Genomic DNA, 17847 nt, shown 5'->3' with positions numbered 1-17847 from the left:
CAAAAATCATGGGTTTGCCCTTTTTAAGAGCGACATGATAATATTCGAGCAACCTGGATTTAAATTAACTACCCCCTATGACTACAATCAAAATCGCTCCTACCCCTAATCCGTTTGTCGTAAAGTTATCTTTAGATTTAAAAAGTTACTGTGAAGCTTACGTCAAGCATGCAGCCGAACCTGCTAATCAAGAGTTATTCACCCCCTTTAAAAAGCTTCGCACTCTGCTTGGAGAGACCTTAACTGGTGTGGGTGGAGCATTGCACTGGCCAGCTATCAAGGCATTATGGGCTAAGCCTGCACAAGAAAGAGGCTTTAATTTTTTAGACGCAAACTACCTAGAGTCTGCTCCACTGGTTATAGATACACTTGATCGTTTTTTTATTGAGCTCTTGAAAAATAGCGTTGATGCCATTTTAAAGAATTATGTAGAAAACCAGCAATCCACGACTCAATTGGAAATGAGTATCGAACTTGACTTGAATGATAAGGACGCTGTTTCAGTAGTTATTAAAGATAATAGCGGTGGCTTTCCCACTCACTATATCCAAAATTTTCCTGCCTATATTGCAAATCATGATTACAAAAAGCGCAGCCTTAGCAGTGCAGATAATGCCAATACCTTCACTTCAAGCAAAGGAAAGATAGAGCATTATTATTTTGGGGGTGCCGGAAAAGGACTGGCAATTATCTTGAATCTCTTGTTAACAGGCCATTTACTAGAGGGGCCAAACCAATCAAAGGTTCTCTATGATGTGGCAGAAAACGCCACTGCTGTTTCTATTGAAAATTGTACACAAGGAGATAAGGTCGTTGGTGCACAGCTAAAATTTACTTCCCCTGTGATTCCTTTTTCACCCCCTTTAGCGCCTCTCAGTAACGAGAAAGCCGCTCAGGAAGTTTTGCCATTTCTACTGCCGCCACTCAATAGGCGAAGAATTTCAGAAGCCTCTATATCACCTTTAGCTGAGCCAAGACCGGATTTGGCACCAGCGAACGAATTAACTGCCCAGGATCCTGCAGCGTCTATATCTCTAAAGAAGTTAACTATTTCAGACTCACTTGGCATAACCTTTTTAGCGCCACCAGTAACCAGAAAGAAGCTAACTATCGAATTACCGGACGACCGTACTATTACATCGCCAGTTGAGACAGCCCAAATTATCCAAGTAATTTAGCTATACTTTTAATTACATAGACCATGCTTGGATGCCATCATGAAGAAACTTGTTCCACTACTAGTAGTCTTTTTTCCCGTTATATTTTTGAGCAGTTGCACCATTTACCAAAGTAGTGGCCCAGCCTATGACCCTATCGCTGTTGGTTATTATGAAAATGGTTCCTACATCGATAACGGTTACTACGCTGGTTATGGATATAATGAACCGAATAAGTGGTATGGCGTCTCTTACCCTGACGGGTATAACAACAGCATTTGGTATGCTCACTAGGGTTCATTAGCCTTAATGTGAATGTCGGGCCAAAGGGCCCGACATAGATAGATAACAGATTAGCTCTTAGCTTACTACACGCCAGGAACCATCCGCTTGTCGGCAAGCTTTGCCATAGATTTGTTGCGGTTTACCACCAATAATTGCTTTTGTAATGTATTCGCGGCAAGGCTGTTGGTTCGTATAATACGTTCTTGTCGGCTGAACAGTGTAACGATTACCAGTATCCGGATTTTGCCAATTTACTGCTCGTCCTGTTGGTGCAGTTTCCAAAGCCTTTTGCATTTCCAAGCGATCAAGGCGATCCATTGTGCGACCAATATTACCACCCAGATAAGCTCCTAATAATGCGCCACCAGCAGCTGCAGCAACTTTGCCTGAACCACTACCGAACTGGCTACCAATAAGACCGCCAACAACACCCCCTGTCACCGTTCCTATTCCCTCATTGTTTACTTGGGCGCAACCAGTAATAAACACGGATAGGGAGATTGATACCAACGCTAATTTTTTCATGCGAATTCACCTGCGTAATCGTTGTAAAATCGGTTGCTATTCTACCATCACGTTTAGATATTATCCACAACCGTCATTGGGCTGTTTAGATTTCGCTAGAGAAATGTAAACAATCCCTAATGCTATAACAATTTATCCTGGCGTACCCGCGGAGAAAATTGACATAGCAATTCGTAAGCAATAGTACCAGCTGACAACGCAATAGTCTCTACCGCGATATGTTGCCCCCACAACTCAACCAGATCACCAATATTTACTTCCGCACAATCTGTTAAATCAACAGTTAACATATCCATCGATACCCGACCAATAATGGGGGCCAGATAGCCGTTTATCCAAACCGGAGTATTTTGCGCGATATGGCGAGGATAGCCATCACCATAGCCTACCGCCACTACCCCTACAACAGATGGTCTCGCAGTTTGCCAAGTGCCACCATAACCAATTCTTGCCTGAGCCGGATAATGGTGGAGAGCGCTTATAGCAGAAACAAAACGCATGACTGGCATTAACCCCAGTTCCTGGCCAGTCTTATTTCCAAAGGGAGACACACCATAGAGCATGATGCCAGGCCGCACGATGTCTTCGTGGGTTTCAGGGAGCGTCAATATGGCAGCAGAATTACTGATACTACGTATGATTTTTAATGGCGGTAAATCAAGTTCTTTGTAAAGCCGCAATTGATTTTGGTTACTCGGATGGTCCGGTTCATCAGCACAGGCAAGATGAGTCATTAAACCAATTTCATCATCAACCCAGGGACAATTATGCAACGCATTCATGACTTCGTAGATATCGTCAGGTGGAAAGCCCAGGCGATGCATACCGGTATTTACTTTAACCCATACTTTAATTTTAGAAGGCAACGGCGTAGCCAATAACCACTGTAACTGATGCGGTTGATGCAACACACATTGAAAGTGATGCGCCGCAACAGTATATAACTCATCAGCACTGAATACCCCTTGAAAGAGTACACAATCACTACGCACCCCTAAAGCACGAATAGCCATTGCCTCTTCCAGGCAAGCAACACCAAAAGCATGTACTTGCCCTTCAAGTACAGGTACTACAGCTGGTATACCACAACCATAAGCATTCGCTTTAACCATGGCGATAACCTTGGCATTCGGTGCATGATGCTTCACCTGATTCAAATTATATATAAGCGCTGTTGAGTCAATTTGAACCCGAGTAGGCCTAGTCACGTTAATCTACCCCTTGGTAACCATCAAAAGCCAAATCTTCAAAACGCGTGTATTTACCAAGAAAGGCAACACGAACTTTGCCAATCGGACCATTACGTTGTTTGGCAATAATAATTTCCGCCACCCCTTTATCGGGGCTATCTTCATTATAAACTTCATCACGATAGATAAAGCAGATTAAATCCGCGTCTTGTTCAATCGCACCCGATTCACGCAGATCAGACATTACTGGCCGTTTATCATGGCGCTGCTCCAAACTACGATTAAGCTGCGACAAGGCAACAACTGGAACTTCCAATTCTTTGGCCAATGATTTTAGACTCCGTGAAATTTCTGAAATCTCTGCCGTACGATTATCCGCTTTGAAACCAGGCACTTTCATTAACTGGAGATAATCCACGACTATCAGCCCAAGGCGACCATGCTCTTTGGCCAAACGCCGTGCGCGAGTTCGCATTTCCGCTGGACTTAGTGCCGGCGTATCATCAATAAAGAGAGGCGCTTCAGATAACATATGTACAGCAGACGTTACACGCGGCCAGTCATCATCATCTAACTTACCAGTACGAATGCGATGTTGATCAATCCGTCCCAAAGATGACATCATCCGCATGGCAAGTGAATCTGCGGGCATCTCCATGGAGAAAACCAATACCGGCCTCCCTGACTTGATCGCTGCATGTTCAGCCATATTCATGACCAGGGTTGTTTTACCCATCGAAGGCCGACCTGCAACAATAACCAGATCAGAAGGTTGTAAACCTGAAGTCATTTCATCAAGATCACTGAGTCCCGTTGCCAGTCCAGTGAGCGCATCACCATTGTGATAAAGTGTATCAATTTTTTCCACTGCTTTCGCAAGAATTGATTTAATGTTTTCGGGTCCTTTATCACCACCCGTTTGTTCCGCAATAGCAAATACCTTCGTTTCAGCAAAATCAAGCAGTTCCGTGACCTCTCTTTCACCTGGATTATAAGCCGCATCGGCAATTTGTCCGGCAACAGCAATTAATTGGCGTTGCACTGATTTCTCACGCACGATATCTGCATAAGCAGACACATTGGCTACGCTGGGGGTATTATTGGCTAACTCAAAGAGATAGGTTTCGCTACCAGCATCATCGAGTTCATTGTTTGACTTTAGGGTATCCAACAGCGTGACAACATCAAAAGGATGTTCTTTTTTCGCCAATTCGGCAATGGCACGATAAAGAATGCGGTGTTCTGTGCGATAAAAATCTGCCTCGCATAATTTTGAATTCACATTATCCCAAACCTGATTATCAAGCATCAATCCACCGATAATGGCTTGCTCAGCCTCAGCCGAATGAGGAGGACGCTTCAATGGATCCACTGCCGTATTTTTTCGTGTTTGTACTTCTGCCATGATTTTGGTAAACCGCTATAATTTGAGAATTATTTGTATATCAAACAAAAAAAGACACACTTTAGTGTGTCTTTTTAAACATCAAGATTATAAAAAGGACAAAACTCTGCTAAAACTACCTGCTTAGCGAACCCAAACTTGAGTACGGCCAAGTATAGAAACACCAACGTAACCTCTTACATAGAGCTTATTGCCTTTCAAAGTCATCTTGGCACGGTAGATTCTACCGGTTTTTGGATCAAGGATTTGACCACCATCCCATTCACCATTACCTTTGTCCTTTAATCCCCATACAATTTGCAATCCTTTGATTGGTTTGTCTTTAAAGCCGCCTGGGCATTTTGAACAAATCCCTGTATCGCCTGGTTGGGGGTAAACACTCACAATAGTACCACTAAGTGTGTTTCCAGACACGTTAATACGAACAACTGCTCTTTTCTTGCCTGTTTTATCATCGATTGTTGTCCATGTTCCAGCAGGTGATTGCGCCAGGGCAACAGGTATAAATAATACCGTAAGAATCAATGCTAAAAACGCCTTCCATTGTCTCATGAGTTTTCTCCATAAATTTTCTCATATGCTAGAATAGGCTATGATGTGAAGCTTTGCAATCAGCGATCTATCATTTCGTTGGATTAAAAACTGTTTTTATGATTTAGGTAATGGCATAAAAAATTGTTCAACATCACTATCAGTCAAGGTGCTCATAGCACTCGACTTGTCAGATAGAATCCCATCAAATAATTGTCTTTTTTTCTCTTGCATTGCCAAAATAGCTTCTTCCACCGTACCAGAAGTAATTAATTTATAAACAAATACGGGGTTTTCTTGGCCTATACGATGACTTCTGTCAGTAGCTTGATCCTCTACAGCTGGATTCCACCAGGGATCATAATGAATCACTGTATCAGCCCGTGTTAAATTCAAACCAGTACCACCGGCTTTCAAACTGATCAAAAAAATAGGAATCTTCCCTTCCTGAAAAGTATTGACCAAGACCTGCCGATTCTGAGTTTGCCCGGTTAGCTTTAGATAAGAGTAGTCTCTTTTAATGAGTTGCTCTTCTATCAATTTGAGCATGGAAGTAAATTGTGAGAAAACCAAAACCCGGCGCCCCTCATCCATTAAACTTTCCAATAACTCCATCAAGGTATCCAATTTGGCTGAAGTTCCATGCGCAATCTCAGCACCTGGCATCGACAACAATTTTGGATCACAACAAACCTGTCTTAGCTTGAGTAAGGCATCAAGAAGGACTATCTGACTTTTGCTCATTCCCTTTTTGGCGATCGCTTCCCGTACTTTCTTCTCCATACTCATCCGAATTGCTTCATAAAGATCACGTTGAGCACCAGTCAACTCAATCGTCCGAGTCATTTCCGTTTTATCAGGTAACTCATTGGCAACCTGGTTTTTAGTACGGCGCAACATAAAAGGTTGGACACGTTTGGCTAATAACGCTCGCCTCTCCATATCGGCCTGCTTCTCAATGGGTGTTTTAAAAAATTGCCTGAACTGTTTGGCGTCACCTAATAACCCAGGCATTAAAAAATGAAAGAGAGACCACAATTCACCGAGGTGATTTTCCAAAGGAGTGCCCGACAAACACAGTCTATGTTCGGCTTGAATCTGCTGGATTATTTGCGTTGTTTTGGTGCGTGCATTTTTGATTGATTGTGCTTCATCAAGAATGAGGTAATAAAAAGGATAATCAATAAAACGTGATTTATCCCGCTGAATCAAACCATAAGTCGAAATAATTAAATCATAATCATCAAACACATCCTCATGGCGTTCAAGACCGTGAAAGACCAAAACGTTTAACTCTGGCGTAAAACGCTTTGCTTCTTCATACCAATTACCCACAAGACTCGTTGGCGCAACAATTAAACTGGCTTTGGTTAAACGCCCCTGCTCTTTCTCAACCTGTAGATGAGCTAAAGTCTGTACCGTTTTACCTAACCCCATATCATCAGCTAATACCCCGCCAAAACGACAAACACGTAAAAATTGCAACCAATTCAATCCTTGATGCTGGTAATCGCGCAAAACAGTACGCAAGCCTTTTGGTGATTCAACTGCTGGCAAGTCAGCCAATGTCACTAGTTGCCGCAGCTGTTCCCGAAATTTTTCACCGCCTTGCCAACGGGCAGAAACTGCTGTCATTGCCCGCTCTGTTTCTTGCATCAGGATTAATTGGTAACGGCTTATCTCTAAGGGTTGGGCATCCCTGACATGACGAGTACCATACTGCAAAAGAAAACGGATTAATGGTTTGATTCGTCCCAAGCTCACCTGTAAGGCCTTCCCTTCTGGTAAACGCAATCTTACTTTTTCATCGTCTGGTAAATTATTGATACTGTCCTTATCAAATCTATCAATAAGCTCTGCGACCAGGGGTACAATACTGACCTGTTTTCCATCAACTAAAATACCTAATTGGTATGAGAAAAAATCATTACCGCGTTCAGCCAACTCAGAAAACCATTCAACCTCATTAGCATCAACAATTTCTTCATAAAAAGGATGGGCAAACTCGATTTCCCATCCTTTCGTTTTCAACAGGGGAATAACCTGGTTGTATAAACGGGGTAAATCATCAGTGTCACTATAATGAGCCAATATTTTTTCATCACGTAATTCATAAGGAGAATGCAATTTCTCAGTAAACGTTGCGCTACGAAGTTTAAGAATTTGTTCTACTTCATTATTTTTTTCTTTCTCTTCAACCACATCACGCCGGATAGCAACCAAACGTCCATTCTCTTCCCGCACCAGGGTAGGAGAGACATCGTCAAGTTTTACTCTTAACCCTTCGTAGTCAAAAAGCACATCAATAACTAAAAGAATTGTATGTGTATTTTGAGCTGCAGCCGCCGAAGAAACGTCTAATTCGATTGCATCAAAAATGAGTACAGGTTGGGGTTTAAGGGCACGAACCTCTTTATAGTCATAAATTTTAGGCAGGGGTAACTGCGGGTAAGTTTCAGCGATTTTCATCGCGACCTCTGAAGCCTGGTGCAAACCAACAACAGGGATATTTACTATGTTTTTTAATTCGCCCAGACTATAAGGACTATTTAAAGAACCAATGACATAGTTATCTTCATCAAAATACAAAAGCCTATCAAGCAATAAAGGGAGTACTTGTTGACCATTAACCTCTAAAACCAAATGCTGTTGGCCTGTCGCCTCTAATTGCCAGCAAAAATTGGCCTCCACCCGCTCGCCCAGGGTTAGTGAGGGTTCCCCATCCGTATTTAGATAAGCTCTTCCAGTAGCCAGAATTTTCTCTATCAAATCACTGTTACGAATAGTTAAGCGTTCAAACCAACCTTGAACTGCACATTTCACGAGTAAGGAATTGACAATTTCATTATCTTCCGCGGCGAAGTGTTGTTTTTTTCCCTCTGAGATACTATTGAGGATTATTTTTTTGCCTACCCCCCCTTTTTTAAGGCGTTTAGCGATTGCCAGCCTTATCACCATGCGATGTTCATGGCCACCAAGCTGGGGTTCAAGCAAATAAACAAGCTCATGTGAGCTGTCTACCGACGGTTTTTTTACTTCTTTTTCACGTAAAGTTGTTAACCAGGTATTTAATGATTGCTCACGCTTGTTACCTGAGGGAGCAGGAATTTCGTAGTTTTCCCTAACTTGTAACGCAAACAGGCTGGCTGCGGCATGCTTACAATTCGTCCTGTATTGGCAACTGCAGTGAGCTGGTTTTGCCGGCCAGGTTTTCAGATCGATATGAACATCATAAATCTGACCAGAATGCCCTTTTACACGTGCTTTCAGCAAACCATCACTGAGACGAATATTGAGTACATGTCCTTTTTGTTGGTACTCTTGACCATGCATCAACACGGCAGGTAAAAAAACATCAGCCATCCGTGATAATGCTTCCTTTAGCATAGGCAATCTTCTATAACAAAACTTGAACGCAATATTATACCGAAGTTGGCTTATTTTTGATATCGTACTGTACTAATTTTCAGGCCGAGTCGATTAATTAAATATAATGTCTATAATTAACGACATAATCAGCCTGATGTTATAAACTAAATCATTTTTATGTCGCGCTTGTACCAAAACCATATGCATCAAACTTTAACCATTTTGCTTGCCCAACTTAATCCTACTGTTGGAGCAATTGAAACGAATACTGCAAAACTAGTCCATGTGATTCAAACCCAACAAGAACAGCATGATGTGATCCTTTTTCCAGAGTTATCTATTACCGGCTATCCGCCAGAAGATTTGCTTTTTCGGCAAAATTTGCATCAGAGAGTGGAGCAGGCATTACAAACTATTCAGGCAAATACCAATGATTGTTATGTCATTGTTGGTCATCCTAGTTTGGAAAAAGAACAATGTTTTAATGCTGCAAGCGTTTTTTATCGAGGTAATCTTGTTGCCCGTTACCATAAACAACAGTTACCTAATTATGGTGTTTTTGATGAACGACGTTATTTTACACCTGGGGCTGCAAAGCCTTGCATTTTAACCGTTAAAGGATATCGCCTGGGTCTTTGCATTTGCGAGGATATCTGGCAAGAAGGTCCTGTCGAGCAACTGATCCAGGAAGGGATTGATGCCCTGCTATGCATCAATGCATCCCCCTTTGATTATGAAAAACAACAACTACGCGAAAATCTACTGCAGACCCATGCACGACGTGGTATCTCCATTTTTTACGTTAATCAGGCAGGCGGCCAGGATGAATTGGTTTTTGATGGTCAATCGATGACCTTTGATCAACAAGGTTCGCTCTGTGCACGTGCCCCAGCCTTTACTGAGTCATTGGAGACAGTGATTCTTGATCAACAAAAAATAACAGGCCACATCACAGCGCTTCTTGATCCAGAGCAATTAATTTATGAAGCCTTGCTTTGCGGTACCCGCGATTATGTTGAAAAAAATGGGTTCCCAGGGGTTTTGCTTGGTTTATCAGGAGGAATCGATTCTGCCCTGACTTTAGCAATTGCCGTCGATGCTTTAGGTGCTGATCGAGTCCATGCTGTCATGATGCCTTCTCGCTACACCGCTGACATGAGTCTCGAAGATGCCAAATTACAGTTGCAGGCCTTAGGGGTAAAAAGCACCCTCCTCTCTATTGAACCAGCCTTTAAAAGTCTTTTAACAACCTTGGCGCCCTGCTTTGCCCAACTGCCAGAAGACAACACCACTGAAGAAAATTTACAAGCTCGAATTCGGGGTATGTTGTTAATGGCCCTATCCAATAAAACGGGCAAGATGGTTTTAACAACGGGCAACAAAAGTGAAATGTCTGTCGGTTATGCGACCTTATATGGCGATATGGCGGGTGGCTTTGCGGTATTGAAAGATGTCCTGAAAACCCAGGTCTATGCCCTGGCTCGCTACCGCAATCGGTTATCAGCAGTGATTCCTGAACGAGTCATTACCCGCCCGCCAAGTGCTGAACTTGCAGAAAACCAAACTGATCAAGACAGTTTACCAGACTATGCCATTTTGGATGCAATCATTAAAGCCTATATGGAAAATGACCTTGCCGCCGAAGAGATTATTCAAATGGGTTTTTCTGCTAGTGATGTCAACAAAGTGATTCGCTTGATCAAGCGAAATGAGTACAAGCGGCGTCAAGCTGCTCCTGGTGTTAAAATCAGTCCCAGAGCATTTGGACGTGATTGGCGCTATCCAATTACTTCAGGATTTTAAATGAGTAGCCATTCAATTCATGAGCCAGTCGATGCCGTGATCACCTGGGTAGATGGTTACGATCAAGCGCATGCTGAAAAATTGGCCTCCTATCTCGCTAAAATGGGTCTTGATAAAAGACCTGAAACTGCTGCACCCACCCGATTTAATCAACAAGGCGAACTCGATTACTGTGTCCATTCCTTATTGCGTTTCGCGCCTTGGCTGCGAACCATTTATATTGTTACCGATGCACAAACGCCTCCGCTGATGAAAACGTTTGCCGGTACCCCTCATGAAAACAAAGTAAAACTCATTGATCATCGTGAGATTTTTTTGGGTTTTGAACATTGTTTGCCTACCTTTAACAGCCTGGCAATCGAATCTGTCTTATGGCGAATCAAAGGTTTAGCCAATCATTTTATTTATTTTAATGATGATTGTTTCTTAATTCGCCCAGTTCACTATGAAGATTTTTTTCGTGACTCTAAACTTGTCTTCCGGGGGAATTGGAAAACGCAGACAGAAAAAAAATGGCTAGGCTATTTTAAAAAAAACAAACTGAATGAGCATCGAAAAGTCCAAGAAAATAGTGCCCGACTAGCAGGCTGGCAAAGGAAGTTTTTTCATCTGCCTCACGCCCCCTTTCCAATAAAGAAAGCGACCCTGGAAAATTTTTTTCTCCAACAACCCGAGTTATTGGCTCAAAACCTCAACCATCCATTGCGTGATCAACGACAATTTTGGCCGATTTCTCTGTCACACCATTTAGAAATTAAAGCAAAAAAGGTGGTGTTTGATAATTCCCTGGCAACCATTACGATAAATCCGGCTAGTCATAATCCCACCAAAATCAGAAATAAGCTGGCCCAAGCGGACAAAAAAGAGAATGTTTCGTTTGTTTGTATGCAAAGTATGGATACTGCGTCTAAATCCACCCAAACCATGATGTTTGAGTGGCTTGCAAAAAAAATTTTTTATTAACCCTGTTACGATATAACCCTGAGTCCCCGATAGCTGGATGTCTCGGACATGCCGAGACAGGTAAGCGGTTACACTGTAAAAACAGGCGAGTCTATGTCATCGCTTCCCAGGGGAATTTTAGCCGTATTATTAAATAACCGGGGCTGACTCACCTGCTGCATTTTTTCCGGTATGGTAGGGGAGTCTACCATTGTCGGCTGTGGGTGTGTTTGTGCCTGTTGCCTACCAAACAAAAATTTTTCCACTGCAGAAAGATCCTGAGACGGAAGACGGGCAGCAGGTCTGTAATTACCTAACGACTTAGACAGCGCCTCTAATTCATCCTCTCCCAAAGTCTCGGGCATGACAAGCCACTGCGCAAAAAGAGGCTTGACCTGCTTACATTGATCCAAATCAACCGGGATGACTTTTTGCAAGCTATCGATATAGAACAGTTGCCATTGGTCTTCCAACTTGGTGACAATAAATGAACGGGGTTTATAACCTGCCGCATTGGCAGGTGAGAAATGATTCACTGCCAAGCATAACGATTTACTGGGTACTTCAGGAGAAGTAAGGGTTTGTGTTGTTAAGTTTGGCTCTTCTGCTCCTTGTTTTTCCTTTTTTTGCTTTCCAGCTGCCAGGCATCGTTCCAATTCAGAAACATCGACCCCCTTAAGACGGGCAGCAGGCTTAAAATCAGCAAGTAATTTAGACAGTTCGCCAAGTTGTACTGTTCCAAGAACCTCAGGTAAACCAGACCACTGTGCGAAAAGAGGCTTAACCTGACTACACTGTGTTAAATCCACCTCAATGGCTTTCTGCAACATATCAATATAGAACAACTGCCATTGTTCTTTTTGCTTGGTCACAATAAAGGTACCCGGTTCATAAGTCGTCGCATTGCCTGCAGAAAAATGATTAACTGCAATGCACAACGATTTATTTTTTACTAAAATTTTATCGGCTTTTTTGATGCATTCACGCAATTTATTTTTTTCAACCAGGCTTAATTCTGCCGCTGAAAAATCTTTATTTTGAGCAAGAATTTCATGAAAGGTTTCCCAATTATCGGTATTGATCCGTTGATTGATTCCTCCCTTTTGCCTTTGATATAAAACCCAGGCACCGGTTTTTGCATCAGGCTCACGAATTAATAAATAAGTTCCTGCGGTAAGCTTGTAAGGAGGAACAGCAGCAATACTGTCCGTTGCTATTAACGTCTCGCCATGCTTCTTACGTAAGAGTTCAAAGACATTGCTCTGTTTATCTTCATCGACCTCACGCCGTACTACAATATGGCGTAAATACATTTTCAGGCGAGATAAATCTTTTTCTGTAACCTCGGTTTTAGGGCCTAACCACGCCTCAAGCTGAGGGTATTTATGCAAATTTAAAGGTTGCCGATTGCCCAAACTGTCATACCAGACAATTTGCATGGGTTTGGTGGATAGCACATAAGTAGAGGTGAGATCTTTCAACAGCCCCACAGATGGATTCAGCAACACCGGAGTTCTTGCCAGCAATTCCTCTACTAATTTGGTACAGGCTGATTTTATTTTAAACTGACGGCTTGAGTTTTCTTCCGGCAATACCTTGCTTTCCTGTAGTAACTGCTTTAATTCGCCATAAACCTCCAATCGGTTCGCTTTCCCGGTTGAATCATGCCAGGTTAATTGCCAGTCCGATTTTTCTGCTTCAGGAGAAAGGCGGATCAGAGAGAAAACCTGCTTTTCCGGGTATTCTCCTGCATGCTCCTTCGCGGTGTTTTCATTATCAAAGAGAACAACATTCTCCATCTCTTTGCGCTTTCCAGCGAGCATTGCTTCCAATTCTTTTTTCCGTATTTCAGCTTCCTGCATGGCTTTCTCATGCGCTTTAATCAGGTTATCAATATCCTTGCAGATCAACTGATTCAAGCGTGGTATGATGACTGTACGTAAAACATGATCCTCTTCGGGTTCATAGCCTTCGATGGAGCGAATTAAAAAAATGTAGAGATCAATATTGGCTGAAGTCGATTTCCATTCTCCTTCGCTGACAAATTTTCTAAACTCTTGCAACTGTATAATGGGATCAACAACAGTCGCTAACGCTGAAATGGTTTTTTCAAATGCTGCGGTTCGCTGGCGAGTATAGTAATAAAGCCAGGACCATAAATAAGAATCCTGATATTGATTATATTCCTTGCTTGCCTTTTTAAAGACTTCCTGTAAACGTTTATTACCTTCCTCAGAACTATCTGAAATAAAATCAATAAGTTCTTTACCAAAGTCCTCGAGGCGATCAATAATTCTGGGCATATCCTTGCTCCGTTTGTCCATAGGCATCTATCATCTTAACGCATCAATGAGGTAATACAAGCAGCAAAAGTTGCTTGCAAAATAAACGCAAATCGCTAACATTGGATTGCTTTAAATATAAATAATAAAAATAACAAGGTATGTCATGAGAATTGCACTTTTTTCTGCCGCATTACTGGCTTCCGGCCTTGCTGCAGCAGCGGCGCCTGTTGATGGCTGGTATTCAAGCGTTTTCGGTGGCTACAGCTATGTACCCGATAATATCAGTAATAGCTATTATGGCTGGACTCGCACACGCGCTTCGTACAATGGCGGTTATAATGCGGGTGGTCGCGTTGGCTTTAAAAGCACTCCGTTGCGTTATGAAGCCGAGTTTACTTATGTTCATGCCGATCTTGGCCATTTTCAAGTGATGGGTATAAGACAGCTCGGCATTGAGGGGCAATTCAATGCCGCTTTAGGCATGGCCAATGTCTATTATGATTTCCCCGAAATGGTTCCCAGTATTGCACCCTTTATTGGTGCTGGTTTAGGTTACGGCTGGGTTCAATCTGAACTGGACAGTGAAGCACCTTTCAGAACCCGTTTCAAACGCTCGGATAATGTTTTTGCTTATCAGGCCACTGCCGGCTTAATGTATAATTTTGCTGAAAATTATTCTGCTGACATTGCCTATCGTTATGTTGGAACTGATCGTGCCAATCACCTTGGTAAGGTCGTCCAGATTCACATAGCCAGCATTGGAGTCACCTACCGCTTTGATCAAAGCAGTTATAAATAAGGATAGCGCACATGAAACAATTACGTCATATTGGCTTGGCCGGTTTATTGCTGGCTAGTTGCTCTGTGTTTTCAGCGGTTCCGGCTGAAGGTTGGTACGCTGGTGCAACAGGGATAGTGTCTTATGCTCCCAGAATCAATGCCGGCACTCACCCTCGTCCAAGGGGAGTCGTTTCTGATCTCGCAGGCACACAAATCGCTTACAGTATTGGCGGTGGCGGCGGTGGTCAGATTGGCTATCGGATCTGTTATTTCCGCGTCGAAGGGGAATTATTTTTCGATTACAACCCTGTTACCAGACTGACTGTCGATGGCTTGTCCTTTAAACGGCATTTCGTTCCCTTCAATGCGTTTGTTGTGAACTCATTGGCTCCTTTTGCTACCTCTGGCGGCACACCCGGAATACAAATAAAAGGTAATACGAGTTTCGGTGGGGCGATGATAAATGGCTACTATGACATCTATGACGAAGATGATGATCCTAGTTTTGTTCCTTACATTGGTTTAGGGATCGGTTATGCGCATATTTCAAGCCAACTTAATTTCTACGGTATCGCTAACCCTACAGTGACACAACCATCCAATGAATTTTTCATCACTGGCGGAAAAACAAGCGCCAATACCCCTGTTGGGCAAATCATTCTTGGCTTAAGTTATTTTTATAGTGATGAGACTTCTTTCGGACTCGACTATCGTTATATGTCGACAAGGACAATAAGCGCATTTGACACACGGTTCCAGGTCCATACGCTTAATTTGTTCTTTAACTACACGTTCAGTGAAGCTTAGTGTCTTAATCTGGCAGGTATTCAAATCACAATTTAATGCCTGCTATAATTTCTTCTATTTCGTTTAGGGCCTAGAATGACCTACCTTATTGCACCCTCGTTGCTTTCAGCCGATATGACACGTTTTGGCGAAGAAGTCACTGCAGTCATGCAGGCCGGTGCTGATATGATTCATTTTGATGTCATGGATAACCATTACGTACCTAATCTTACCTTTGGCCCCCCCATTTGCCAGGCATTACATAATCGTTTTCCCAGTGTTCCGATTGATGTGCACTTGATGACAAAACCGGTTGACGATCTGATTGTCCAATTTGCCAAAGCGGGTGCCAAACGAATTAGCATTCATCCTGACGCAACAATCCATCTCGATCGCAGCTTGCAACTTATCCAGCAGCAAGGTTGCGAGGCAGGCCTGGTACTAAATCCTGCGACGTCACTGGATTGCCTGAACTGGTGTATCCATCGCCTGGATTTTATTCTGGTCATGACCGTTAATCCTGGTTTTGGCGGGCAAACCTTGATCCCGGAAATAATCAATAAAATCAGTCTGATAAAACAGCACTATCCCTCGCTCCCTATTTGTGTTGATGGCGGCGTCAGCACAGAAAATATTGCCCGTATAGCACAAGCGGGAGCTACCCAATTTGTTGCTGGTTCTGCTATATTCTCCAGTGGTGATTATGCAACAACGATTACAGCTATGCGTACTCAGCTAGCATCAATTTAACTATAATGATTCTATAGCAAAGTTTATATTCCCTTAACTTGGGTTGTAGAAATTAGGCAACTCAACAGGGAGCGAACCATTTGAAGGGATCCTCAATTGTGGTAACTGAGAGGTTATGAAAAAAATATTATTTATTTTAGCCCTGATATATTCATCAGCGATGACCCATGCGTCATCAGGCGAAGCTTATTTAAACCGGTTTATGGCTTATACACAGTGGAGCCAGAACTTGCCTGTGCAGCCTGGTCCGGATTTTTATGCGTTTATTGACAGCGATACGCCGCTCGCCAAAAAATTACGTGAAAGATGGCTATATCATTTAGCCCATCAAAAAGATTGGCCCAATTACATTAAGCATTATCAAAACTCAAACGATATTAATCTCCAGTGTTATAACCACCTGGCAAACTATTATGAAGGCAAAACCCAAGAGGCTCTGGAAGCTGCCAAACCTTTATGGCTATCAGGAAGTTCCCAACCCTCTGCTTGCAATGAGCTATTTAAGCTGCTGGTGAAAAGCGACAGTTTTGATGAAGCACTGATTACCCAGCGAATTATCCTGGCACTCGACAAGCGCAATCTGCCTTTAGCCCGCTATTTACTTAAACAATATAAACAACCTCGTCTCAAAGACGAACAAATACTGGCTGCTATTTACCAGAGTCCGTCCCGTATTACCCAGCTTGAGATTGGTGAGTTACACGATTATTTCTATCTTTATGGTTTAAAAAGGCTGGTATCCATCAACATGGATCAAGCCATCAAATACTGGCAACATGTCAAAACTAAAAAATTATTGACCAAACCGCAACAACAAGCCTTTCTTGCCCATTTGGCACTTTATAAGGCGATGCGTAATCATGAAGATACGCAATACTGGTTTAACAAGATAAACCCGGCTTATTACAACGACGTTCTGCTTGATTGGCAAATCCGTTATGCGCTTAAGAGACAGCAATGGGCTAAAGTCGAGTACCTAATCAATCATTCTCCTGATAAAGATAAACCATGTTGGCAATACTGGTTGGCCCGCGCCCTGGAAGCCAGAGGGAAAAAAGATGAAGCCAAAGCGATCTATCAGTCCGTTGCAAAATCAAGGAATTACTATGGTTTCCTGGCCAGCCTGCGATTAAACCGGACTCCGAGCTTTGAAAATGAACCGCCAGTATCCAATATGGCTATCTTAAAACCCTACCAACCCATTACAGATAATATTAAGTACCTCTACCAATCCAAACAGGAGTTACAAGCCGCGAGGCTCCTCACTGATTTTATGAGTGAACTCCCCAAAGAGGATAAGAGTGCCCTGATATATTGGATCGCAACTGATTTGCAGTGGCATGGTAAATCAGTTTATTTAAGCAATACCGATGAGTTAAATAATCAATTGGTGTTACGCTTCCCCTTGGCGTATCAACCCACTATTAGCCAATATGCTAAAAATTACCAAATTCCCAGTGAATTTATCTACGCCATTATCCGGCAGGAAAGCGGTTTTCGCCGCGATGTCATCTCACCAGCGGGTGCCCGTGGCCTAATGCAAGTGATGCCTGCTACCGCAAAGGTGGTAGCAAAACGCGAAAAAATTGCTTATGGTGATAAAGATCAGCTGTTTTTATTTCAAAAAAATATCAACATCGGTGTTGCCTATTTAAAACAATTAGCCAATCGTTTTAATAGACATCCAGTGTTAATAGCGGCAGCCTATAACGCCGGTCCTAGCCGAGTGAATTATTGGCTCAGGAATCATCCCCCCAAGCAAATCGACATCTGGATTGAAACCCTTCCCTGGCATGAAACACGCAATTACTTGAAGAACGTCATTGCCTTTTATGCTGTTTACCAATATCGCATGCGGGAAAGACCGGATTTAAGTGCGTTTATGCAACCTCTATTGTAATAGTGGAAAATCCCGGGTTACAGCCTGCGGCTTGCACCCAGGCTACCATCAACCAGTCAGTAGTCAGTCGCCTTGATGCAGCGTAGCGTAATCAAGGTATTTACTATGGTAATAGGGGAAATCCCGGGTTACAGCCTGT

Annotated in this window: 13 protein-coding genes; 7 read left to right on the top strand and 6 right to left on the bottom strand. The window is 42.7% G+C overall.

What is annotated here, in order from left to right:
* Positions 1–77 precede the first annotated feature (77 nt).
* Complete coding sequence (locus Lfee_RS05290; protein WP_058444612.1) at positions 78–1178, top strand: hypothetical protein; 1101 nt, start codon at positions 78–80, stop codon at positions 1176–1178.
* 339 nt (positions 1179–1517) lie between these two features.
* Here the strand turns inward: Lfee_RS05290 and Lfee_RS05280 are convergent, their stop codons facing one another.
* From Lfee_RS05280 to Lfee_RS05260, 5 genes are all read right to left on the bottom strand, one after another.
* Complete coding sequence (locus Lfee_RS05280; protein ID WP_058444608.1) at positions 1518–1967, bottom strand: RT0821/Lpp0805 family surface protein; 450 nt, start codon at positions 1965–1967, stop codon at positions 1518–1520.
* Between the two features lie 122 nt (positions 1968–2089).
* The gene (gene alr / locus Lfee_RS05275; protein WP_058444606.1) at positions 2090–3175 is read right to left on the bottom strand and encodes an alanine racemase; all 1086 of its coding nucleotides are present in this window, start codon (positions 3173–3175) and stop codon (positions 2090–2092) included.
* A gap of 1 nt (position 3176) precedes the next feature.
* Entirely contained in the window at positions 3177–4562 is a 1386-nt protein-coding gene (dnaB, locus tag Lfee_RS05270) for a replicative DNA helicase (protein WP_058444604.1), read from the bottom strand.
* 123 nt (positions 4563–4685) lie between these two features.
* Positions 4686–5114 carry a DUF2147 domain-containing protein gene (locus Lfee_RS05265; protein WP_058444602.1) on the bottom strand — a complete coding sequence of 143 codons (429 nt, stop codon included), beginning with the start codon at positions 5112–5114 and terminating at the stop codon, positions 4686–4688.
* A 96-nt stretch (positions 5115–5210) separates the two neighbouring features.
* Positions 5211–8480 (bottom strand): DEAD/DEAH box helicase, encoded by a 3270-nt coding sequence (locus tag Lfee_RS05260; protein WP_058444600.1) that lies wholly within the window; start codon positions 8478–8480, stop codon positions 5211–5213.
* 183 nt (positions 8481–8663) lie between these two features.
* On the opposite strand from Lfee_RS05260, the gene Lfee_RS05255 reads away from it, so the two are divergent.
* Complete coding sequence (locus tag Lfee_RS05255) at positions 8664–10265, top strand: NAD+ synthase (protein WP_058444798.1); 1602 nt, start codon at positions 8664–8666, stop codon at positions 10263–10265.
* Positions 10266–11228 carry a stealth family protein gene (locus Lfee_RS05250; protein ID WP_058444598.1) on the top strand — a complete coding sequence of 321 codons (963 nt, stop codon included), beginning with the start codon at positions 10266–10268 and terminating at the stop codon, positions 11226–11228.
* Positions 11229–11296: 68 nt separating this feature from the next.
* Here the strand turns inward: Lfee_RS05250 and Lfee_RS05245 are convergent, their stop codons facing one another.
* Positions 11297–13510: a hypothetical protein gene (locus tag Lfee_RS05245; protein WP_058444592.1), complete on the bottom strand. Its 2214-nt coding sequence runs from the start codon at positions 13508–13510 to the stop codon at positions 11297–11299.
* A 145-nt stretch (positions 13511–13655) separates the two neighbouring features.
* On the opposite strand from Lfee_RS05245, the gene Lfee_RS05240 reads away from it, so the two are divergent.
* The 4 genes from Lfee_RS05240 to Lfee_RS05225 all read left to right on the top strand — a co-directional run bounded on the left by Lfee_RS05240 (position 13656) and on the right by Lfee_RS05225 (position 17708).
* Positions 13656–14291 (top strand): outer membrane protein, encoded by a 636-nt coding sequence (locus Lfee_RS05240; protein ID WP_058444590.1) that lies wholly within the window; start codon positions 13656–13658, stop codon positions 14289–14291.
* 11 nt (positions 14292–14302) lie between these two features.
* Complete coding sequence (locus tag Lfee_RS05235; protein WP_058444588.1) at positions 14303–15079, top strand: outer membrane protein; 777 nt, start codon at positions 14303–14305, stop codon at positions 15077–15079.
* Positions 15080–15154: 75 nt separating this feature from the next.
* Entirely contained in the window at positions 15155–15808 is a 654-nt protein-coding gene (gene rpe / locus Lfee_RS05230; protein ID WP_058444586.1) for a ribulose-phosphate 3-epimerase, read from the top strand.
* Between the two features lie 115 nt (positions 15809–15923).
* Positions 15924–17708 carry a lytic transglycosylase domain-containing protein gene (locus tag Lfee_RS05225; protein ID WP_058444585.1) on the top strand — a complete coding sequence of 595 codons (1785 nt, stop codon included), beginning with the start codon at positions 15924–15926 and terminating at the stop codon, positions 17706–17708.
* The last annotated feature ends 139 nt before the right edge of the window (positions 17709–17847 follow it).

Origin of the sequence: Legionella feeleii (genome assembly GCF_001467625.1) — a bacterium.
GTDB lineage: Bacteria > Pseudomonadota > Gammaproteobacteria > Legionellales > Legionellaceae > Tatlockia > Tatlockia feeleii.
This window is presented reverse-complemented; position numbering and strand designations above follow the sequence as displayed.